The sequence below is a fragment of the Stenotrophomonas sp. 57 genome (genome assembly GCF_030291075.1).
Classification (GTDB): domain Bacteria; phylum Pseudomonadota; class Gammaproteobacteria; order Xanthomonadales; family Xanthomonadaceae; genus Stenotrophomonas.
This window is the reverse complement of record NZ_CP127407.1, coordinates 2,649,212-2,671,148: the sequence shown is the minus strand read 5'-3', so window position 1 is coordinate 2,671,148 and position 21,937 is coordinate 2,649,212. Positions and strand designations below refer to the sequence as shown.

The following is a 21,937-nucleotide window of genomic DNA, read 5'->3' as shown; positions in this document are numbered from 1 at the left end:
GCCCGGTGTAGAGTCGAGCCACGCTCGACCGCCTTTGCGCATTCCCAGGAGACACCGCCATGAACACCACGCCCAAGACGCTGTCGCGTTCGCTGAACGACCGCATGATCGCCGGCGTGATGGGGGGCATCGCCCATCGCTTCGGCTGGAATGCCGCCCTGGTGCGAATCGTGTTCGTGCTGGTATCGATCGGTTCGGCCGCCTTCCCGGGCATTCTGGTCTACCTGATCCTGTGGCTGCTGATGCCGAACGAGGCCGATTGAAGACTGCCTTGACGCCCTCGCCGATCTGGCTGCGCGCGCTGCAGGTGCTGGGCGCGGTGTGGACGTCACCCAATTCCCTGATCGGCGTGGTCGGCGGCTTGGCCGGCATGCTCGGCGGCGCGACATTGCGCTGGAGCGGCCGTGATTGCGCATTGGTGTTCGATCGCTGGCCGTGGGGGCCGGGTGGGGCGATCACGCTGGGCAATGTGATCCTGCATACCGGTCACGATCTGGGCATTTCGTGCCGGACCTATGCGCATCAGGCGGGGTGGGGCGTGGAGCCGCTGATCCGGCTGGATGATCACGAACGCGCACACATCTACCAGTACATGGTGCTGGGGCCGCTGTACCTGCCGGTGTACCTGCTGTGTGGCGGGGTGAGTGCGCGGAATCCATTCGAGCGCGCGGCGGATCATTACGCCCGGTTCGGGCACGGCTGGTGGCCGTAGTTTCCAGCCAACGCCGCAGCCCCTCGTGGGTGGTGATGCCTGGTCGCCAAATGCAAAACCCTCGCGCTGGTCGGTCGGGGTGGGTTCGCGGGGGACGCCGTGAACCCGTCCATGGGGGCTTGGCCGCGGCATCCATGCCGCGGACACCCCCGCGAACCCACCCCGACCGCCCTCTGACAGATGGCTGAGACCTGTACCACCCACGGAAAAGAAACAGAACAGCAGAAGCGGGTCGCGCGCTGCGCTTGCTCGTGTAGAGCCGAGCCCACGCTCGGCTGCTTTCAGGCCAGTCCGCGAAGCCCAGCGCAGGCTCGGCTCCACAACAGAAAGCAGCCAGCCCACAGGAAACCGGCTTTTCGCGACCAGCCAGTCCACCCACGAGCGGCTCCGCCGTCGGCTGGAATCGCCACGATTCGTTAGCTGGAAGTTAAGGATCCGTAAGCATTCTGCTGCGATCCCGCAGTCATCTGCACGCAACCGATCGTCATTAGCCTTCGTGACGTTCCAGTCAGGTTCGACGCGGTAAGCTCTCCCCCGATGAGCTCGCAGCATCGCTCATCGAGTGCAGTACGCAGTAGCAATTTGGAGGAAGACATCACATGGCAATCGTTCTTTATGTCGGTGGTAGCAAGGATGGCGAGAAGGGCGTGGTGCCCTACGGCTTCAGCAAATCCCGCGCCGACACCGCGCTGGGGCCGGAGTTCTACACGGAGCGGTTCATGGAACTGCAGGGTGTCGGCAAGGTTCGCCTGATGGCCCTGGAAGGCATGCGTGACGACATCGTCATGCAGCGCGCCGCCCGCCACTACCGCTGACCTTCGCAACACGCGGCAGGGCGCGCTCCACCATCGCGCGCCCGCGCCGGCATCCCAGCCGCGGGCCAGTCCGAGCCTATCCGCCAGGATGCCGGCGTCCAATCCGGCCGCCGCCGCTGAACCTCGCCCCGTGTCAATGCCTTGTCCGGCTCCGTCGTGGATTGCCAGAATGGGGTCTTCCCGTAACGCGGCACAGACCTGAAGCAATGCACGACGCCAAGAACGCCCAGAGCGCGCTCGCCCAGCAGATCGCCCAGACCATCGCCGACGAGATCGGTGCCCAGTCCGCCCAGGTACGTGCCGCCGTCGGCCTGCTCGACGAGGGCGCCAGCGTTCCGTTCATCGCGCGCTACCGCAAGGAAGTGACCGGCGGCCTGGATGACACCCAGCTGCGCAACCTGGAAGTGCGCCTGACCTACCTGCGCGAGCTGGAAGACCGCCGCGCCGCAGTGCTGGCCAGCATCGGCGAGCAGGGCAAGCTCAGCGACGAACTGCGCAACGACATCCTGGCCGCCGATACCAAGAGCCGCCTGGAAGACCTGTACCTGCCTTACAAGCCCAAGCGCCGCACCCGCGCCCAGATCGCCCGCGAGGCCGGCCTGGAGCCGCTGGCCGATGGCCTGCTGGCCGACCCGACGCAGGACCCGCAGGTCTTCGCCGCCACCTTTGTCGATACCGGCAAGGGCGTGGCCGACGCCAAGGCCGCGCTGGAAGGCGCGCGCGCGATCCTGATGGAGCGGTGGGGCGAAGACGCCGCGCTGGTCGGCGAACTGCGCACCTGGCTGGGCGACACCGGGGTCATCCGTGCCCGCGTCGTCGAGGGCAAGGAAACCGAAGGCGCCAAGTACCGCGACTATTTCGAGCACGCCGAAGCGCTGGCGAAGATTCCCTCGCATCGGCTGCTGGCACTGTTCCGTGCGCGCCGCGAGGAGATCCTGTTCCTGGAACTGGACCCGGGCAGCGATGCCGAAGCGGGCCACCAGTACGCCGAGGGGCGCGTGGCGCGCAAGGCTGGCATCGCCGACCAGGGGCGTGCCGCCGACCGCTGGCTGCTGGATGCCTGCCGTCTGACCTGGCGCGCCAAGCTGCACACCCATCTGCTGCTGGACCTGTTCAACCAGGCCCGCGAAAAGGCCGAAGCCGAAGCCATCGCGGTGTTCGGTGACAACCTGAAGGACCTGCTGCTGGCGGCACCCGCCGGCCCGAAGACCGTGCTGGGGCTCGACCCGGGCATCCGTACCGGCTGCAAGATCGCGGTGGTGGATGCCACCGGCAAGCTGGTGGCCACCGACACTATCTACCCGCACGAGCCGCGCCGACAGTGGGAGCAGTCGCTGCAGACGATCAAGCAGCTGTGTGCCAAGCACAACGTTGAGCTGATCGCGATCGGCAACGGTACCGCCAGCCGTGAAACCGACAAGCTGGCCGGTGAAGCGATCAAGGCCGCTGGCAACCCGAAGCTGCAGAAGGTGGTGGTCAGCGAGGCTGGCGCCTCTGTGTACTCGGCGTCCGAATTCGCGGCCAAGGAATTCCCGGGGCTGGACGTGTCGCTGCGAGGCGCGGTTTCGATCGCGCGCCGCCTGCAGGATCCGCTGGCCGAGCTGGTCAAGATCGAGCCCAAGGCGATCGGTGTGGGCCAGTACCAGCATGATGTTGACCAGTACCGCCTGGCGCGGGCGCTGGACGCACGGGTGGAGGACTGCGTGAACGCGGTGGGCGTCTACGTGAATACCGCGTCGGCCGCGCTGCTGTCGCGCGTGTCCGGCCTTTCGCCCACGGTGGCCGAGAACATCGTGCGCCACCGCGATGACAACGGCCCGTTCAAGCGCCGCAAGGACCTGCTGAAGGTCGCGCGCCTGGGCGAGAAGACCTTCGAGCAATGCGCCGGCTTCCTGCGCATCGCCGACGGTGACCAGCCGCTGGATGCCTCGGCCGTGCACCCGGAAGCCTACCCGGTGGTCGAGCGCATCGTCGCCAGCACCGCGCGCCCGATCAAGGCGCTGATCGGCGACGGCAGTTTCCTGCGCGGACTGAAGGCCGAACAGTTCACCGATGACACCTTCGGCGTGCCGACCGTGCGCGACATCCTGAAGGAGCTGGAGAAGCCGGGCCGCGACCCGCGTCCGGAGTTCAAGGCGGCGCGCTTCGCCGAGGGCGTAGAGGACATCAAGGACCTGCGCGAGGGCATGGTGCTGGAAGGCGTGGTGAGCAATGTGGCGGCGTTCGGCGCATTCGTCGATATCGGCGTGCACCAGGACGGCCTGATCCACATCTCGGCGCTGTCCGATACCTTCGTGAAGGACCCGCGTGACGTGGTCAAGGCCGGCGACATCGTCAAGGTGAAGGTGCTGGAGGTGGACGTGGCGCGCAAGCGCATTGCCCTGACCCGGCGCCTGGATGACACCCCGGGACAGGCCACCAGCCGCCCCGGCCAGCGGGAGGAGCGTGGCCAGGGCCAGGGGCCGCGCCGCGAGGCAGGTGGCCAGAACCGCGGACCGAACCGGGGCCCGGGCCATGGCGGCCGGGCCGGCCAGGCCGCGCCGCCGGCCAACAATGCCCTGGCCGAGGCCTTCGCCCGCGCCAAGCGCAGCTGAGGATCGTGCCCCCCGTCACGGTTGATCCGTAGCGGGGGACTTGTCGGTTTTCCCCGTGATTGCGCACACTTGCGCCTGAGGGGGGCGTTCGGCCTCCCCGCTGTCGCTGGGGAGGGCCATGACGCCAGCACGACCCGCCGTCTTCGTCGCAGGCTGCAGCGCTTCGCTGCGGTCGGCGCCTGCCCGTGCCGGCAGGGGACCGGAGTGATGGCGGGCCAGGGAAACAACGGCAACGGTCTGCTTGAACGGCGCCTGCAGGAGCTGGCCGAAGAGCGCCGCCGGCTGGCGATGATCATCGACGGCACCGCCGCCGGCACCTGGGAATGGAACGTGCAGACCGGCCAGATGCGGGTCAATGCGCGTTGGGCCGAAATTGTCGGCTATCGCCTGGACGAACTGGAGCCGGTCTGCCAGAAGACCTTCCTGAAGCTGGTCCATCCCGACGACATCGCAGTGTCCGATGCGGCACTGGATGAACATTTCGACGGGCGCACCGACAACTACGCCTGCCTGCTGCGGATGCGCCACAAGAACGGCCAGTGGATCTGGATCCAGGACCGTGGCCGGGTCTTCGAGTGGGATGGCCAGGGCCGTCCGCTGTGGATGGCCGGTGCGCATGCCGATGTGACCGAGCTGCAGCAGGCCCGCCACGATGCGGCCGAGACCCGTCAACGCCTGCAGGCGGTGGTCGATGCGTCCGATGAGGTGGCGGTGATCGCCACCGATACCGATGGCACCATCACCCTGTTCAATACCGGCGCGCAGCGCCTGCTGGGCTACAGCGCGGCCGAGGTGGTCGGGCAGCGCAGGCTCGATGCCTTCCACGACCCACAGGAACTCAATGCCTGGCTGCGACCGCTGGCCGATGCCGATGGCCATCTGCCAGGCGTGTTCGAGGCGCTCAGTGCGCGTGCCGACGGCCAGACCTATTCGCGGCAGTGGACCTTGCTGCGCAAGGACCGCCAGCCACGCCAGGTACGCTTGTCGATCAGCCGCATGGACGGTGCCGATGGGGCGCGCATCGGCTATGTCGGCATGGCCATCGACATCACCGAGATCCTGCAGGCGCGCGCCGAGGCACGCCTGTCGGCGGAGAAGTTCGCCGGTGCATTCACGTCGGCTGCGCTGGGCATGGCGCTGGTGTCGCTGGAGGGGCGCTGGCTGGACGTCAACGACGCGCTGTGCCGGATCCTTGGTTATCCGCGCGAGGAACTGCTGCAGGTCGATTTCCAGCGTCTGACCCACGCCGATGACCTGCAGGCCGATCTGGCCCTGGTACAGGACCTGCTGGCGGGCCGGCGCAGCCACTACCATCTGGAAAAGCGCTACCTGGACCGCGATGGCCGCATCATCTGGGCGCGCCTGTCGGTCTCGCTGGTGCGCAACGAGCATGGCGAACCGCTGCATTTCGTCTCGCAGATCCAGGACATCACCGCCCAGCGCAGCAGTGAGCAGCGCCTGTTCGAGAGCGAACAGCGCAGCCGCATCACGCTGGATGCGGTGGCCGACCTGGTGCTCAGTGTCAGCCTGGACGGCCGCATCGACTACGCCAATGCTGCAGCGGTACGCACGCTGGCCGGTGATGGCGCGTTGTCGCTGGCCGGGCACAAAGTGCAGGACGTGCTGGCGCTGACCACCGAGTACGCGCCAGGTTCGGTGCTGGACGTGTCGGTGCTGCTCGACCCGGAAAGCAATGCAGTGGACCTGCATGCCGATCTGCTGCTGCGGCTGGGCACCGCCACGGTGCCGGTGGATCTGACCCGCGCCTGGTTGCGCGATGACGAAGGCCACGTGCGCGGCGCGGTATGGGTGCTGCGCGACGATACCCAGCAGCGCGCACGCCAACGCGAGGCGCGGCACCTGGCCGAGATCGATCCGCTGACCGAACTGAGCAACCGCCGTGGCTTCGAGGCGCATCTGCAGCAGGCGATCACCCGTGTGGAACGCACCGGCCAGGCTGCATCGCTGATGTTCATCGACCTGGACCGTTTCAAGCCCATCAACGATACCTGGGGCCATCTGGCCGGCGACGCCGTGCTGTGGGCGGTGGCCAGTGTGCTGCGTCACGGCGTGCGCGATTCGGATGTGGTGGCGCGGCTGGGCGGCGATGAGTTCGCGGTAATCCTGTCGGGCTGCACGCCACGCCGCGCCGCCCGCATCGGTGGCGAGCTGCTGAACACCCTGGCTGCGCTGTCGATTCCGTGGGACCAGGGCCGGCTGCGGGTCGGCGCCAGCATCGGCATCGCGCCGCTGGCCGGCGGCATGAGCGTGGACCAGGCGGTGGCCGCAGCCGATGCCCAGTGCTACCGGGCCAAGGCGATGGGCCGCAACAACGTGCAGGTGCAGGGCGAGCTGTCCGAACTACCGACCGACGACGGCGAGCCGGCCTGAACCGGCCCGCACCCGCGGGCGCGGATGAAGGATGTTTCATTTGCCCGCGTCGGCCGATTTGGCGAGCATGGGCCAGCCTGGACTTCCGAAGTGCCCATGTCGCGCGTATTGACCATCGAGGATGACGCCATTACCGCTCAGGAAATCGTGGCGGAACTGGGCAGCCATGGACTGCAGGTGGACTGGGTGGCCGACGGCCGCGAAGGCTTGGTGCGCGCGGCCAGTGGCGACTACGACGCGATCACGCTGGACCGTATGTTGCCCGGGCTGGATGGTCTGGCCATCGTCACCACGCTGCGACGGATCGGCATCGACACGCCGGTGCTGATGCTCAGCGCGCTGTCGGACGTGGACGAGCGGGTACGCGGGCTGCGTGCCGGTGGCGATGACTACCTGACCAAGCCATTCGCCTCCGACGAGATGGCCGCGCGGGTGGAGGTGCTGCTGCGCCGCCGTCAGCGCCCGGCCAGCAACGAGACCCTGCTGTGCGTGGGCGACCTGCAGCTGGACCTGCTGGCACGCACGGCGCATCGTGGCGGCCGCAGCCTGAGCCTGCTGCCGACCGAATTCAAGCTGCTGGAGTACCTGATGCGCAACGCGGGCCAGGTGCTGACCAGGATGATGCTGTTCGAGGAAGTGTGGGGCTATCACTTCGATCCCGGCACCAACCTGATCGACGTTCACATCGGCCGCCTGCGGCGCAAACTGGACCAACCCGACACGCCCTCGTTGATCCGTACCGTACGCGGCAGCGGCTATGTCCTCAGCGAAACTGTCTGACGGCTGGCGTTCTTCCAGCAGCCGCCTGCTGGGCCTGTACAGCCTGCTGTTCGTGGCCTGGTCGTGCGTGCTGCTGGGCGTGCTGTACTGGCGGGTCTCGCTGTACCTGGACGAGCTGGCACAGTCGGCGGTGCTGCAACGCGCCCATCTGTTCGAGCATTTCAGCGGAGACGGGCTGACCGCCGCGCTGCGCGAGAACCGCCGCTACGACCTTCACGGCATCGATGCCTACGGGCTTTTTACGCCCGACGGAAAACCGCTCGCCGGCATGTTGAAGTCGTTGCCGGCGCAGCTGCCGCTTGATGGCAGCGCGCATCCGGTGTCTGGCCTGCCGATCACCGATGCCTATGCGCGCGGAAAGCGTGGTTTCGGCCTGGCGATGCCCACCCGCGATGGCCGCATCCTGGTACTGGTGCGTTACAGCGGGCCGCTGAACGAGGTGAACCATCTGATCCTTGATGCGCTGCTGTGGGGCGTGTCGCTGACCCTGCTGCCGGGCCTGCTGGGCTGGCATCTGCTGCGGCAACGCCCGTTGCGGCGCATCCAGGCAATCGAGCAGGCGACGGCCAATATCGTTGCTGGCGATCTTGGCCAGCGCCTGCCGCTGTCCAACCGCCGCGATGAGCTGGACATGCTGGCCGCCATCGTCAACGCCATGTTGGACCGCATCGAACAGTTGATGACCGAAGTCAAAGGTGTGTGTGACAACATCGCCCACGACCTGCGCACGCCCCTCACACGGATGCGCGCGCAGCTCTACCGCATGCGCCAGCAGCTGGTCGATGGCGATCCGCAGGCACTGGCACTGGAGCAGGTGCTGGAGGAAACCGATACGCTGATGGCGCGTTTCCGCGCACTGCTGCGCATTTCCGAGCTGGAAGACCATCAGCGCCGCTCCGGTTTCAGCACGCTGGCGCCGGACGCGCTGCTGCAGGAGATCCATGCCTTCTATGCGCCGCTGGCAGAAGAGAAGGGGCAGCTGTTGCTGCTTGAACTGGCCCCTGATCTGCCGGGCGTGATGGGGGATCGCGGCCTGATGTTCGAAGCGATCGGGAACCTGCTGGACAACGCGATCCGGTTTGCGCCGGAGGGAGGGCGTGTGCAGTTGTCTGCCCGGGTGGAGGAGGGCGCCACGTGCATCGTGGTGAAGGATTCCGGTCCGGGTATTCCCGAGGGCGAGCGCAGCCTGGTGTTCCAGCGTTTCCATCGCGCGGAGGCCAGCAAGGGTGGTGGCTTCGGGCTTGGCCTGTCGATCGTGGCGGCGATTGCCGGGTTGCACGGATTCCGCCTGCAGGTGGCGCAGTCCACGCTGGGTGGCGCCCGATTCAGCCTGCTGTGCCGGCCGCAGGTGCTGTAGGAGGGTGTTCTTTTGCAGGGCTTGCAGCCCTGCACCCGCCGAAGCAACGTCAATGTCGAAAGCCGGGTTTCCTGCGGGTAGGCGGGATGGATCCGGTTGCGGGGGGGCGCCGTGAATCCGTCCATGAAGTGACCCCCCGCAACCGGACCCACCCCGCCTTCGCAGATTCCCGCGATCTGCCGGAACTTCCATTTGGGTCGGATCCCGTTGCTGCGCAACGGGCTCTGACCCCCATGCTTGATTGTCGATACCGGATGGATTTCATCCACGCATGGCGTGGATCTACTGGCCACCGGGAAACTGTCAGAGGTGGGGCACTGTGGGTTTGCGGGGTGTCCGCGGCATGGATGCCGCGGCCAAGCCCCAATGGATGGGTTTACGGCGTCCCCGCAAACCCACAGTGCCCCGCCAACCCCCAGCAAACCGCTCTGGCTTTTGATGTTGACGTTGCTTCGGCGGGTGCAGGGCGCCGCCCTGCCGAACCCACCCCTTTCATGAAATATGTTTCATCCGCGGCACAGCGTTGTTTTAGCCGGCAGCGCCGATACTTGCCGGCCTGCGCTGCCCGCGGTGGGCAGTGGCATCGCTGGAGAGCCGCATGCTCGGGTTGGTCAGGACCGCGCTCAACAAGCCTTACACCTTCGTGGTGATGGCCATTTTCATCTGCATCGTCGGTCCGCTCAGCGCGCTGCGCACCCCCACCGATGTGTTTCCCGATATCGGCATCCCGGTCATCGCGGTGGTGTGGCAATACACCGGGCTGTCGCCCGATGCGATGGCCGGCCGCGTGATCTCGCCCTACGAGCGTGCGCTCAGCACCACCGTCAACGACATCGAGCACATCGAATCGCAGTCGCTGGCCGGCATGGGCGTGGTCAAGGTGTTCTTCCAGCCCGGCGTCGATATCCGTACCGCCAACGCACAGATCACCGCCATCTCGCAGACCATCGTCAAGCAGATGCCGGCCGGCATGACGCCGCCGCTGATCCTCAACTACAGCGCCTCCACCGTGCCGGTACTGCAGATGGCGTTCTCCAGCCCGACCCTGGGTGAATCACAGATCCGCGATCTGGCGCAGAACACCGTGCGGCCGCCACTGACCTCGATCCCGGGCCTGGCCATTCCCGCCCCCTACGGTGGCAAGCAGCGCCAGATCACCCTCGACCTTGATCCGCAGGCAATGGCGGCCAAGGGCCTGTCCGCGCAGGACGTCGGCAATGCGCTGGCCGCACAGAACCAGATCACCCCGGTCGGTACCGCCAAGCTGGGCAGCAACGAATTCACGGTGCTGCTCAACAACAGCCCCAGCGAGATTGAAGCCCTCAACGACCTGCCGATCCGTACCGTCAATGGCGCGGTGGTCACCATCGGCCAGGTCGCCCACGTCCGCGATGGTTCACCGCCGCAGACCAACATCGTGCGCGTCAATGGCGGTCATTCGGTGTTGATGGCCGCGCTGAAGAACGGCGATGCCTCCACGCTGACCCTGGTCAGCCGCATCCGCAGCATGCTGCCGCAGATCGGCGAGACGCTGCCGCCGTCGCTGAAGATCTCGCTGCTCGGCGATGCCTCCACCTTCGTGCGCGAATCGATCAGCAGCGTGGCCCGCGAGGGCATCATCGCCGCGCTGCTGACCAGCGTGATGATTCTGGTGTTCCTCGGCAGCTGGCGCTCGACGGTGATCATCGCAGCGTCGATTCCGCTGGCGGTGCTCTCGGCCATCGCGCTGCTGTCGGCTGCAGGGCAGACGCTCAATGTGATGACCCTCGGCGGCCTGGCACTGGCGGTGGGCATCCTGGTCGACGATGCCACCGTCACCATCGAGAACGTCAACTGGCACCTGGAGCAGGGCAAGGGCGTACGCGAGGCGATCCTCGATGGTGCCGCGCAGATCGTCGGCCCGGCGTTCGTGTCGTTGCTGTGCATCTGCATCGTGTTCGTACCAATGTTCCTGCTTGATGGCATTGCCGGTTATCTTTTCCGGCCGATGGCGCTGGCGGTGATCTTCGCCATGGCCAGTTCGTTCGTGCTCTCGCGCACGCTGGTGCCGACCATGGCGCTGTATCTGTTGAAGCCGCATCGTGTGGAGCGGGGCACCGGGCATCATCCCGAAGATGCCTTTCTCAACCATCATGAGGGCGATCATCCTCAGCCGCGCCGCGCACGCATTACCGCTACGCTGGTGCGCTGGCAGCAGCGCTTCGAGGCCGGTTTCTCCGCAACCCGCGACCGCTACCACGCGCTGCTCGGCCTGGCGCTGGCCCATCGCGGACGTTTCCTGGTCGGCTTCATGGCCTGCGTGCTGCTGTCCTTTGCGCTGTTGCCGACGCTGGGCCAGGACTTCTTCCCGGCCACCGAGGCCAGCGCGTTGTCGCTGCACGTGCGCCTGCCGCTGGGCACGCGCATCGAGGAAACCGCTGCGGCCTTCGATCGCATCGAGGCACGCATCCGCCAGGAGATCCCGCCGCACGAGATCGATGCCGTCGTCGATAACCTCGGCCTGCCGATGACCGGCATCAACATGGCCTACAGCGCCAGCGGCACCATCGGCCCGCAGGACGGCGACATCCAGGTCTCGCTGAAGCCGGGGCACGGCGATGCGGCCGAGTATGAGAAGCGCCTGCGCGAGGTGCTGGCGGCCGCATTCCCGGGCGCCACCTTCGCCTTCCTGCCGGCCGACACAAGCAGCCAGATCCTCAACTTCGGTTCACCGGCGCCGCTGGATATCCGCATCGCCGGACCGGACGCCGCCGGCAACCGCGCCTATGCGCAGGAGCTGCAGCGTCGCCTGCGCCACGTGCCGGGCCTGGTCGACCTGCGCCTGCAGCAGCCTGATGGTTATCCGACCCTGAAGGTGGATGTCGACCGCCTGCGCGCCAATGGCCTGGGTATCACCGAGCGCGATGTCACCAATAGCATGGTGGCGTCGCTGGCCGGCAGCGGCCAGGTTGCACCGACCTTCTGGCTGAGCCCGAAGAATGGCATTTCCTACAGCGTCGTGGCGGCCACGCCGCAATACCGCATGGACAGCCTGGCCGCACTGCAGGCGCTGCCGGTGACCGGCAGCAGCGGCACGCCGCAGGTGCTGGGCGGCCTGGCTGACATCCAGCGCGGCTCCAGTTCCGCGGTGGTCACCCACTACAACGTGCAGCCCACGCTGGATCTGTTTGCCAGCGTGCAGGGCCGCGACCTGGGCGCGGTGGCGGCGGACGTGCAGAAGGTCATCGACGGTATGGCGGGCCAGCGTCCGCGCGGCACCGAGGTCGGCCTGCACGGGCAGATCGACGCGCTGCATGTGGCGTTCACCGGCCTCGGCTACGGCCTGCTGGCGGCGATCGTGCTGATCTACCTGCTGATCGTCATCAACTTCCAGTCCTGGACCGACCCGTTCGTGATCATCACCGCGTTGCCGGCCGGGCTGGCCGGTGTGGTCTGGATGCTGTTCCTGACCCACACCACGCTGTCGGTGCCGGCGCTGACCGGCGCCATCCTGTGCATGGGCGTGGCCACCGCCAATTCGATCCTGGTGGTCAGCTTCTGCCGCGAGCGCCTGGCCGAACACGGAGATGCCCCCAAAGCCGCGCTGGAAGCCGGGTTCACCCGGTTCCGACCCGTGTGCATGACCGCGTTGGCGATGATCCTCGGCATGTTGCCGACCGCGCTGTCCACCGAGCAGAACGCGCCGCTGGGTCGCGCGGTGATTGGTGGTCTGCTGCTGGCGACCTGCGCCACGCTGATCTTTGTGCCTGTGGTGTTCGCGCTGGCCCATTCCCGTAAAACCCGTACTGCTCCTGCCGGAGAAGCCCTGCATGTCTGAGTCTTTGCTGCCGCAGCGTTCGCTGCGCCGTCCCCTGGTCCTGGCCGCTGCGGTGGCGCTGGCGCTGGTGGCCGCCGGTCTGGCCCTGCGCGCACAGCAGGCGCACGCGGTGGTCGACTGGACCGAACGCCAAGCGGTTCCTTCGGTGCAGGTGGTCACTGCTGGAGAGCAGGGCGCTGCCGGTACCTTGACCTTGCCGGCGCATCTGAGTGCCTGGACCGAAGCGCCGATCCATGCCCGCGTGGGCGGCTACCTGAAGTCCTGGAGTGCCGACATCGGCCAGCCAGTGAAGGCCGGGCAGGTATTGGCGGTGATCGACAGCCCAGAGCTGGACCAACAGATCGCCCAGGCTCACGCGCATCTGCTGCAGGTGCAGGCCGATGCAGCGTTGGCCAAGGTCAGCGCCGAGCGCTGGCAGGGCATGCTGGGCAGTCACTCGGTGTCGCGCCAGGAGGCCGACGAGAAGCAGGCCAATGCGGTGGCCGCGCAGGCCACCGTGGAAGCGGCGCAGGCCGACTATGCACGGCTGCAGGAACTGGGGCGCTACCGTACGTTGCGCGCGCCCTTCGACGGTACGGTCACCTCGCGGCAGACCGACGTCGGCCAGCTGATCCGCGCCGATGACAGCGGTCGCGAACTGTTCAACATTGCCGATACCCGGCGCTTGCGCCTGATGGTGCCGGTGCCGCAGAACAGCGCGGCCAGCATCCGCCCTGGCCTGCAGGCCACGCTGCAGGTGCCGGGGCAGGACGCGCGCCACTTCACTGCCACGTTGCAGGGCGATTCCAGCGCGATCGATCGCAGCTCGGGTACGTTGCTCGCGCAGTTCGTGGTCGACAATACCGACGGCGCATTGTTGCCCGGCAGCTATGCGGAAGTGACGTTGCCGCTGCAGGGCGGGGGGGCGGGTGTGAGCGTGCCAGCGGACGTGTTGATCTTCCGTGCCAAGGGCACGCAGGTGGCGGTGGTCGATGCCAACGACATCGTGCACCTGCGGGACATCCACATCGCCAGTGACCTCGGCAGCACCCTGCGGGTGGATCGTGGCCTGAAAGCGGGCGACAGGGTCATTCCCAATCCGCCGGACGCGTTGCGCGAGGGCGATCATGTGCGCGTGGTCGCTGGCAACGCGGAGCCTACGCATGTCCGCAGTTGAGCGCACAGCGACACTGGCGGTGATCGGCCTGCTGCTGGGGGGCTGCTCGCTGGCGCCGACTTACCAGACGCCGGTGGTGGCGATGCCCGCCCGCTATGAGCACGCGGAGGCAGCAACCCCAGCGCCCTTGCCTCAGGCGTGGTGGCGCGCCTTCCAGGATCCGGTACTGAACCAGTTGCAGCAGCGGTTGATCGCCGCCAGCCCGAGCCTGGCATTGGCCGTGGCGCACTACGATGCGGCGCGCGCGGCCGCCGGTGAGGTAGCGGCGGCACGCTTGCCGCAGATCGGCTTCAGCACCGGCCCGGTGCGTCAGCGCCAATCCGATGACAAGCCCCTGCGCAGTGCCACCCAGCCGGCGATCTATGACAGCAACACCGCGACGTTCTCGTTGTCGTTCGACCTCGATCTGTGGGGGCGCCTGCGCAACGCTGCTGCCGCGGGCAAGGCGCGCGCCGAGGCCAGTGGCGATGATCTGGCTGCCGCACGGCTGAGCCTGTCGCAGCAGTTGGCCGGGCTCTATCTGCAGCTGCGCGGTGCCCAGGCACAGCAGGCGACCCTGCGTGGCAGCATCGAGGATTACCGGCAAGCGTTGACGTTGACCGAGGACCGCTTCCGCGGCGAGATCGCTTCGGAACTGGACGTGTCCCGCGCGCGGCACCAGCTGGCCAGCGCGCAGGCCGACCTGGACGCGCTCGACGGACGCTGCGCGCTGCTGCGGCATGCCATCGCCGAGCTGGTCGGTGCGCCCGCCAGCGGCTTCGCCGTCGCCGATGCGGGCCTGCCGTCGCTGCCATCGGTGCCGGCCGATCTGCCCAGCAGCCTGCTGCGGCGACGGCCGGACATCGCCGCCGCCGAACGCCGGGTGTTCGCCGCCAACGCAGGTATCGGCGTGGCGCGTGCAGCGTGGTTTCCGCAGCTCAGCGTGAGCGGCCTGCTGGGGGGGCAGACCTCGGGTGGCAGCGCGCTGCTCGACGCAGGCAACCGCTATTGGGCCCTGGGCCCATTAGCGGCGCTGCCGGTGTTTGATGGCGGCCGGCGCAAGGCAGCCAAGGCCGAGGCTTATGCGGAGTTCGACGCAGCGTCGGCACAGTACCGCGCCACCGTGCTCGCTGCGATCCGCCAGGTGGAAGACCAATTGACCCTGCTGCGCCAGCTCGACGCCCAGCGCGGCCACGAGCAGGATGCGGTGGCCGCCGCGCGGCGTGCCGAGCAGATCGCACATGATCGCTATACCAGCGGCGCGATCAGCTATCTGGACGTGGTCAGTGCGCAGACCGATGCACGCCAGGCTCAGCTCGGTCTGCAGGACATCCAGAGCCGGCAGTTGCAGGCCAGCGCGGCCCTCATGGCCGCGCTCGGTGGTGGCTGGTCGCAGTAGCAGCGGCAGGCGGTCTCAGCCTGTGAGAGGGCGGGGCGGAACAATCGCCGCAACCCCATCTGGAAGCGAGAACGCAGGATGATCACCTGGAATCGGAATGCCGTTGCCGCCTACGCGCCGGCCATGGTGGGCTGGTGCCTGGCACTGGCCAGTGGCCTGCGTCTGGAACAATTGCGCGACGACCGGCTTGCCCAGGCGATGCTGCCGCTGCTGCACGGCGGCGTGGTGGCGTCGCTGCTATTGACGCTGGCCTGCACGGTGGCGGCCAGCGTGCTGCTGTGGCGAGGTGGCCACCGCAATCGTGGTGGCATCGATGCGGGCACTACAGCGGCGCGGCATCCATCAGCAGGAACCGGCACGGTGCACGCTGGAAGGCGTTGATCCGGGGCACAAGGCGCTGGAAATGTTCGCTGGCGCAGTGCAGGTCGAGCGCCGCGCGGTCCGGCCACCGTTCGATGAAGATGAAATGACCCGGATCCTTCTGGTCCACGAACAGTTCATAGCCGAGGCAGAGCGGCTCGCGCTGCGTGCACGCGACCAGCTCACGATACAGCGGCAGCACGGTGTCCACGGCATCGGGACGGATGAAATCCTCGGCGATCACTTTCAGCATGTCCGGCACCTGCAGATCGGGCCCTGCAGGATAGTGCCGGCGCGTGGCCGGCACCTATCCCCGTCGCCGCAATACTGCGTCCGCGTTGACCAGGTGCACATCGTGCATCTGGTTGAGGTAGGCCTCGTAGTAGCCCCTGTGCGAGGCACCGACGATGGTCAGCATGCGGCTACCCGGGTGCTGGCCCAGCACGTCGTGCGATGGAGCGCAAGCAGGTCATCGGGTTTGCTTAGGTTGGCCTTCATCGGCTCGTCCGCGGTGAAGCGCGCCGCACTTGCCGGGTTGTCCCAGGCTGCTTGCAGGGCCGCGCTGCAGGCATTTTTCTGTGCTTCCGGGATGGGAGCGTCGCCGGTGAGGTCATCGACCGACCGTAAGCGCTCCAGGTCTAGGCGTGGCGAGCACGCCGGCGATCATGCCCACCTCGTAACGCTTGGCCGTGCGCTTGTCGAGGAACGGCACCAGTTCCGGTGTCAGGCTGTCGGCGGTGCGACGTTCGTCCTTGGGCAGGCGCAGCCATTGCACCACCGCCGAAGCAGGGCCTCGAGCAGCGGCTGCAGAATGTCCGGCGTGAAGGTCTTCGGCAGCCCGGAAAGATGGGGCGTGCCGAGGACCAGAACTTCGTTAGGGCGCCCGGCGGGTGGCCCCTTCACTGGTCTGGCTGGAAGGCGGGGCGATAGCCGGCATCGGTGGCAAACGCGCAAGTGCTGCACAGGCCAAGGAGGATGAGGCCGTCCAACCGAACGAACATGTGATCTCCTTGTCGATGTACCTCCTGCAGATGGCTGCACGTCGCCATTTTCACGTGGCGGGGTATCTCCCGTGGGTCATGCAGACATCACCGGCTCGAACTGCACCCGCTTCCGCAGCGCGTGAGTACGCCGTGAAGTACACCGCAGCGTCGGCGGAAGTTGAGACGGAAGTCGCGGAATTCCGCTAAAGCCGCCGCCGGCATCGCCGATATCCCCTCTGGATCCCGCTCCAGTCGCCCGCTGCAGGACCCCAGGCTGCCCCCGATGGGCGGCCCGCGCTGTGTGTTCCGCCGCTCCCAGATGCCGATCGCACCCGCACCAGATGTTCTTGCCAGCCGCTCGAGGGGTGCCTGCCGGTACCTGTAGTCCTTAGCAACTGAAGTTGCCGCCGGGCATCCCGCCCGTCGGGTCGCAACCCTTTGTCGGACACCGAGGATCAGACAATGCTCATTCCAGGCTTCACGGCAGGCGCGCAGGCGCCAGCCGAGCTGCATACCCGTTGGTCGCCGTGGCGCGCGCTGCTGGGCGTCCTCGCCCCGCAGCACCGCGCCAGCGCCATGCCGGCAGCGAACGATCGCTCCGAACTTGAGGCCCAGGTTGCGGCGCTGCATCGGGTGCAGGCTGTCATCGAATTCGCGCTCGACGGCACCATCCTGCAGGCCAATGACAATTTCCTGCAGGCGGTGGGCTATCGGCTGGAGGAGATCCAGGGAAAGCACCATTCCCTTTTCGTCGATCCGGAGCAGGCGCGCAGCGTCGAATACCGCGATTTCTGGGCGCGGCTGGGGCGTGGCGAGTACGACGCCGGGCAGTATCGCCGCTTCGGCAAGGGCCAGCGCGAGATCTGGATACAGGCCTCGTACAACCCGGTGCTGGACCGCCAGGGGCGGCCATACAAAGTGGTCAAGTTCGCTACCGACATCACCGCGCAGAAGTTGCAGGCGGCTGATTCGGCCGGGCAGCTGGCGGCGATCGGCAAGTCGCAGGCGGTGATCGAGTTCAGCATGGACGGGCGCATTCTGTCGGCCAACGACAATTTCCTCGCCACCACCGGTTACAGCCTCGACGAGGTGCGCGGACAGCACCACTCGCTGTTCGTCGAGCCTGGCCATCGTGGCAGTGATGAGTACCGCCGGTTCTGGGAAAAGCTTGGCCGCGGCGAATACGACGCCGGGCAGTATCGGCGCCTGGGCAAGGGCGGCCGCGAGGTCTGGATCCAGGCGTCCTACAACCCCATCCTCGACCTCAACGGCAAGCCGTTCAAGGTCGTCAAGTACGCCACCGACATCACCGCGCAGGTGCATGAAAACCAGGCGATGCAGCGCGCCGTGGCGCAGACCCGCGAAGTCGTGGCCGCGGCCAAGCAGGGCGACCTGACCCGCCGCGTTGCCACGGCCGACAAGCAGGGCGCGATCGCCGAGCTGTGCGAAGGCGTGAATGCGCTGGTCGAGGCGATGGCAGCGATCATTGGTCAGATCAAGTTGGCTGCCGACACCATTGCGGTGGGGGCGACCGAGATCGCACAGGGCAACAGTGACCTGTCGCAGCGCACCGAGCAGCAGGCGGCCTCGCTGGAGGAAACCGCGGTATCGATGAAGGGGCTGGCCGAGACCGTGCAGCGCACTGCCACCAACGCGCGCCAGGCCAGCCAGCTGGCCGGCGGTGCCGCTGACGTCGCTGCGCGCGGCGGTAGCGTGGTGCATGAGGTGGTCGAGACGATGGCGGTGATCAATGCCTCCTCGCGGCGCATCGTCGACATCATCGGGGTAATCGACGGCATCGCGTTCCAGACCAACATCCTCGCACTGAACGCAGCGGTGGAAGCCGCACGCGCCGGCGAGCATGGGCGTGGATTTGCCGTGGTCGCCACCGAGATCCGCGAGCTGTCGCAGCGCTCGGCCAGCGCAGCGAAGGAGATCAAGCAGCTGATCGATGAGTCGGTGGCCAACGTCGGGGCCGGCACCGCCCAGGTCGAGAGCGCCGGCCGCACCATGGACGAGATCGTGACCAATGTCCGCCGGGTCAGCGACCTGATGACCGAGATCAGCACCGCCTCGCAGCAGCAGAGCGACGACATCCAGCAGATGAACCAGGCGGTCGACCTGATCGACCAGGGCACCCAGCAGAATGCTGCCCTGGTCGAAGAGGCGTCGGCAGCAGCGCGCAGCATGGAGGAGCAGTCGGCACAGCTGCTGCAGACCGTGGCCGGTTTCCGTGTCCAGGACGGGGCAGGGCATCCGCATGGCGGCGCAACCCTGCGGGTGGTCTAGGCGCGCGGGGCAGCGGGTGCGTCCCGGGCCTGCAGGGCCGGGGCAAGATGCACGCGGTTTCGCCCGGCATGCTTGGCGCGGTACAGGGCCTGGTCGGCACGGTCGACCAGGTCACCCGGCTCGTACGGATCACTGGCGGCCTGCCAGGCCACGCCCACGCTGATGGTCACATGGCCCTCGGCAGCGGGTAGTGCAGCGCTTTCGACCGCAGCACGCAGGCGTTCTCCCAGATGCAGCGCGTGCATCGCCTCGGGCGATGGCAGGGCCGCGATGAACTCCTCGCCCCCGTAGCGGGCCAGCAGGTCATCTCCTCGCTGCAGACAGCCATCGAGGATGCCGGCGACGGCACGCAGGCGGCGGTCACCTTCCGGGTGCCCGTAGGTGTCGTTGAGCCGCTTGAAGTGGTCGATGTCGATCATCAGCACGGCCAGGCCCTGCCCCTGGCGGCGCGCGCGGCGGTGGGCGGCACCCAGCGACTCATCGAAGCTGCGCCGGTTGCCCAGCCCGGTGAGGGGATCACGTCGTGCCAGTGTTTCCAGTTCATCGCGCTGGCGCTGGACCTCGACCTGGCTCAGCACGCTGCGCAGCGCGTAGGCGAGCATGGCGCCGATGAATCCGGCCATGGCCAGGCCCGGTTGCAGGCGGGCGACCAGCAGCGCCACCATCATCAGCAGCAAGGGCAGCATGAGTGGTACGCCGGCATCGACGATGCGCCGCAGGCTGCGGGATACTGCCACTGGCGGGCGGCGGCGGCGACTGCCTGCCATGACCGCCAGCAGCACGAACAGTGCACTGATCAGCAGGTCCGCCCAGCTGCCGTCAGGTATCTGCGGCTGGTAGGTATTGATGTAGAGCGCCAGCAGGAAGTATCCCAGCGCGTAGATCGAGAGCGTCCGGAAGAAATCGCGGCGGTCGGGATTGTCCTCGGCCAGGAAACGGATCAGCGCGAAACAGAACACCAGGCTGTTCTGTACGCTGCTCATCGTGTGCAGGCATTGCGTCCACAGCGCTGTGTTGAGGGGCGCCATGGCCCGCATATGCAGGTAGTACAGCAGCCACAGCAGGGCAATGACTGCAAGGTCCACCGTGCGGATGCTGCGGTTGCCACCTCCGGGGCTGGCGGCCACGTAGGTCAGGGGGACCCGGTAGAACACATACAGGATCAATGACGATGCCGTCATCTGCGCCGGCGCGAGGCCGGCCACGTTCCGGTACAGCAGTGCCAGCAGGGCGAGCGAGAACAAACCGACGGCCGCGCCGAGCAGCCGCCATTTGCAGGCTGCCTGTCTGCCGCGTGCCCGCCGCACGCACGCCAGTGCGGCCAGCGAGGGGGCGGTGATCAGCAACAGGTAGGAACCGACAGGGTCCTGCGGGCCGATCAAGGCAATGACGAGAGCGTGCGTGACCAGAAAAAACAGTGCAGCACGTAGCGTCATGCATTCCCCCGCCCCCGGATCCGGCGGGATCACGATAGGCAGATGTACGTGAGGCTGGCAAGAAAAGTGTGCGCTGCGTCTAGTGTCAACCTTGTCAGCAGTCGCGGTTGTGGCGCACTGGGCTCCGGAGCCCCTCGGCGCTGCCCAGGACGACCGCCTGGACGCGGCGTGCAGTTCAGCCCCGGAAATGCAAAAGGCCAGGTCGGGGACCTGGCCTTTGATGCAGTGGTGCCGGTGAAAGGCACTGCGGCAGGTTTTACGCTCAATCCCCATCAAGCCCGAACAGACTCTATATCCAACGGATTCAATGTCTTGCGCGCGCTGCAAAGATCACCTTAATCACGTGCTAGCCCGTGTCTGCCCGATAGCGTTACGCCAGAATTACGCCGAACATTGGCGGCATGGCATCTATCCAACGACGCGGCACCTCTTGGCGTGCCGAGATCTACAAGGACGGTCGACGCGAGTCGAACACGCTCCCCACTAAGGCCCAGGCCGTGCAGTGGGCGCTCATGCGCGAGGCGGAACTGACCGGCGCCCGCTTGCCTGAGAATACTGTCAAGGACGCCCTGCGGCGCTATGCAAGCGAGGTGGCGCCGAAGCACAAGGGCGTGCGGTGGGAGCTGGCGCGGCTGGGTTTGCTGGAGCGGGATCCACTGGCGCTCGTGCGCCTGCCCACTCTGCGGCCGATCCACCTGGCCGAATGGCGCGAGCGCCGCTTGGGCCAGGTCGCACCCGCCTCCGTCCGGCGCGAGATGAACCTGTTGCAGTCGGTTTTCAAATCCTGCCGGAAGGATTGGGGGTGGCTGAATGGTGACCCGATCAAGGACGTGGACCGGCCGCAGGCGCCGGCCAGCCGCAAGCGCAGAGTGGCCCAGGAGGAGATCGACAGGCTGACGCTTGCCCTCGGATACGACGGTGGCGTGCCAGAGACGGCTCAGCACCGGGTCGCGTTGTGCTTCCTGTTCGCCCTGGAGACGGCAATGCGCGCCGGCGAGATCCTGGGCATGACCTGGTCCGATGTGTCGGCCAAATCCGTGACCCTGCCGAAGACCAAGAATGGCGACGTGCGCCGTGTGCCAATGTCAGCTCGTGCGCGGGAGATCATCAGCCTGCTGCCGCAGGCCGCGGAATCCGTGTTCAACCTGGACCCGGGAACTCGCGACACCCTCTTCCGTAGGGCTCGGGATGCCGCTCAGATCGAGAACCTGCACTTCCACGACAGCCGCGCAGAGGCAATCTGGCGGCTTTCGAAGAAGCTGGACGTGATGGAGCTGGCCCGGGTTATTGGACACCGGGACCTGAAGAGCCTCTTGATTTACTACCAGACCGACGCCGACGAGCTGGCTGACCGGCTCGGTTAGCTTGGCGCCATGCCAGCACCTCTCCGGCAATCCACGTGGCCGGGCGCATGCTGATCCGGACGGGGAAGTCAGGTCGGCATGCAACGGTCTCCAGAACCGTTCGCGCGGCCAGGCCGAGCAAGGTGCCGACTTCTTCGGCACCGATGGCTCGCAGCTCAAACGGGATGTTCTCGGCGGCTCCCATGATTCCCTCCTTCAGATCGACGCCAGCGCCGCGCGCTGGGTCTTGGGTTTGCGCTCGGCCAGGCCGAGCTGGAACTGCAGGACGTTGTCGGCCGCCGCAGCAGCCGCGGCCGGCCGCGCGCTGCGCGCCGGGCGGTTGAGGCGGCGCCACGCTGCAATGGCTGCATCAGGATCGGAATGCTTGCTGGTCGACCTGCAGGCGCACTCGACCAGGTGGCCGCCGCCGGCAGACGCGCAGCGCTTGTCGTGGATGTGGCGCGCTCGGTGGCCGGCGGCGCAGCTCGGCAACCCTTCCGGGTGGCTGATATGTTCCTGGGTCATG

The 21,937-nt window shown here is 67.1% G+C and carries 16 protein-coding genes and 1 pseudogene; 13 read left to right on the top strand and 4 right to left on the bottom strand.

Annotation, left to right across the window (positions count from 1 at the left end; genetic code table 11):
* Nucleotides 1–59: 59 nt before the first annotated feature.
* From QP512_RS12395 to QP512_RS12345, 11 genes are all read left to right on the top strand, one after another.
* On the top strand, nt 60–263 hold the full coding sequence (locus QP512_RS12395; protein WP_286068867.1) for a PspC domain-containing protein: 204 nt from the start codon (nt 60–62) through the stop codon (nt 261–263).
* The gene (locus QP512_RS12390) at nt 260–712 is read left to right on the top strand and encodes a hypothetical protein (protein WP_286068866.1); all 453 of its coding nucleotides are present in this window, start codon (nt 260–262) and stop codon (nt 710–712) included. The genes QP512_RS12395 and QP512_RS12390 overlap by 4 nt, the downstream gene beginning before the upstream one ends.
* Before the next feature lie 599 nt (nt 713–1,311).
* Nucleotides 1,312–1,527, top strand: coding sequence for a hypothetical protein (locus QP512_RS12385; protein WP_005417149.1), 216 nt, complete (start codon nt 1,312–1,314; stop codon nt 1,525–1,527).
* Between the two features lie 206 nt (nt 1,528–1,733).
* The gene (locus tag QP512_RS12380; protein ID WP_286068865.1) at nt 1,734–4,121 is read left to right on the top strand and encodes a Tex family protein; all 2,388 of its coding nucleotides are present in this window, start codon (nt 1,734–1,736) and stop codon (nt 4,119–4,121) included.
* Nucleotides 4,122–4,328: 207 nt separating this feature from the next.
* Nucleotides 4,329–6,512, top strand: a complete 2,184-nt coding sequence (locus QP512_RS12375; RefSeq protein WP_286068864.1) for a PAS domain S-box protein — start codon at nt 4,329–4,331, stop codon at nt 6,510–6,512.
* Between the two features lie 96 nt (nt 6,513–6,608).
* A complete protein-coding gene (locus QP512_RS12370) occupies nt 6,609–7,292 on the top strand; it encodes a response regulator transcription factor (protein WP_286068863.1) in 684 nt (227 codons plus the stop codon).
* Nucleotides 7,270–8,649 (top strand): ATP-binding protein, encoded by a 1,380-nt coding sequence (locus QP512_RS12365; RefSeq protein ID WP_286068862.1) that lies wholly within the window; start codon nt 7,270–7,272, stop codon nt 8,647–8,649. The genes QP512_RS12370 and QP512_RS12365 overlap by 23 nt, the downstream gene beginning before the upstream one ends.
* A gap of 598 nt (nt 8,650–9,247) precedes the next feature.
* Nucleotides 9,248–12,466, top strand: coding sequence for an efflux RND transporter permease subunit (locus QP512_RS12360; RefSeq protein ID WP_286068861.1), 3,219 nt, complete (start codon nt 9,248–9,250; stop codon nt 12,464–12,466).
* Nucleotides 12,459–13,622 carry an efflux RND transporter periplasmic adaptor subunit gene (locus QP512_RS12355; RefSeq protein ID WP_286068860.1) on the top strand — a complete coding sequence of 388 codons (1,164 nt, stop codon included), beginning with the start codon at nt 12,459–12,461 and terminating at the stop codon, nt 13,620–13,622. Before QP512_RS12360 ends, QP512_RS12355 begins: the two co-directional genes overlap by 8 nt.
* Nucleotides 13,609–15,000, top strand: coding sequence for an efflux transporter outer membrane subunit (locus QP512_RS12350; RefSeq protein ID WP_286068859.1), 1,392 nt, complete (start codon nt 13,609–13,611; stop codon nt 14,998–15,000). Before QP512_RS12355 ends, QP512_RS12350 begins: the two co-directional genes overlap by 14 nt.
* 78 nt (nt 15,001–15,078) lie before the next feature.
* Entirely contained in the window at nt 15,079–15,381 is a 303-nt protein-coding gene (locus QP512_RS12345; RefSeq protein WP_286068858.1) for a hypothetical protein, read from the top strand.
* On the opposite strand, the gene QP512_RS12340 is transcribed toward QP512_RS12345, so the two are convergent.
* Nucleotides 15,323–15,613 carry a putative quinol monooxygenase gene (locus QP512_RS12340; RefSeq protein WP_286068857.1) on the bottom strand — a complete coding sequence of 97 codons (291 nt, stop codon included), beginning with the start codon at nt 15,611–15,613 and terminating at the stop codon, nt 15,323–15,325. The two genes, QP512_RS12345 and QP512_RS12340, sit on opposite strands and share 59 nt — an antisense overlap.
* A gap of 54 nt (nt 15,614–15,667) precedes the next feature.
* Nucleotides 15,668–16,361: pseudogene (locus QP512_RS12335) on the bottom strand (hypothetical protein).
* A 444-nt stretch (nt 16,362–16,805) separates the two neighbouring features.
* On the opposite strand from QP512_RS12335, the gene QP512_RS12330 reads away from it, so the two are divergent.
* Nucleotides 16,806–18,632 (top strand): methyl-accepting chemotaxis protein, encoded by a 1,827-nt coding sequence (locus QP512_RS12330; RefSeq protein WP_286068856.1) that lies wholly within the window; start codon nt 16,806–16,808, stop codon nt 18,630–18,632.
* Here the strand turns inward: QP512_RS12330 and QP512_RS12325 are convergent.
* The gene (locus QP512_RS12325; protein WP_286068855.1) at nt 18,629–20,068 is read right to left on the bottom strand and encodes a GGDEF domain-containing protein; all 1,440 of its coding nucleotides are present in this window, start codon (nt 20,066–20,068) and stop codon (nt 18,629–18,631) included. The genes QP512_RS12330 and QP512_RS12325 overlap by 4 nt on opposite strands.
* 401 nt (nt 20,069–20,469) lie before the next feature.
* On the opposite strand from QP512_RS12325, the gene QP512_RS12320 reads away from it, so the two are divergent.
* Entirely contained in the window at nt 20,470–21,432 is a 963-nt protein-coding gene (locus QP512_RS12320; RefSeq protein ID WP_286068854.1) for a site-specific integrase, read from the top strand.
* Between the two features lie 195 nt (nt 21,433–21,627).
* On the opposite strand, the gene QP512_RS12315 is transcribed toward QP512_RS12320, so the two are convergent.
* Nucleotides 21,628–21,936, bottom strand: a complete 309-nt coding sequence (locus QP512_RS12315) for a hypothetical protein (protein ID WP_286068852.1) — start codon at nt 21,934–21,936, stop codon at nt 21,628–21,630.
* Between the last annotated feature and the right edge of the window lies 1 nt (nt 21,937).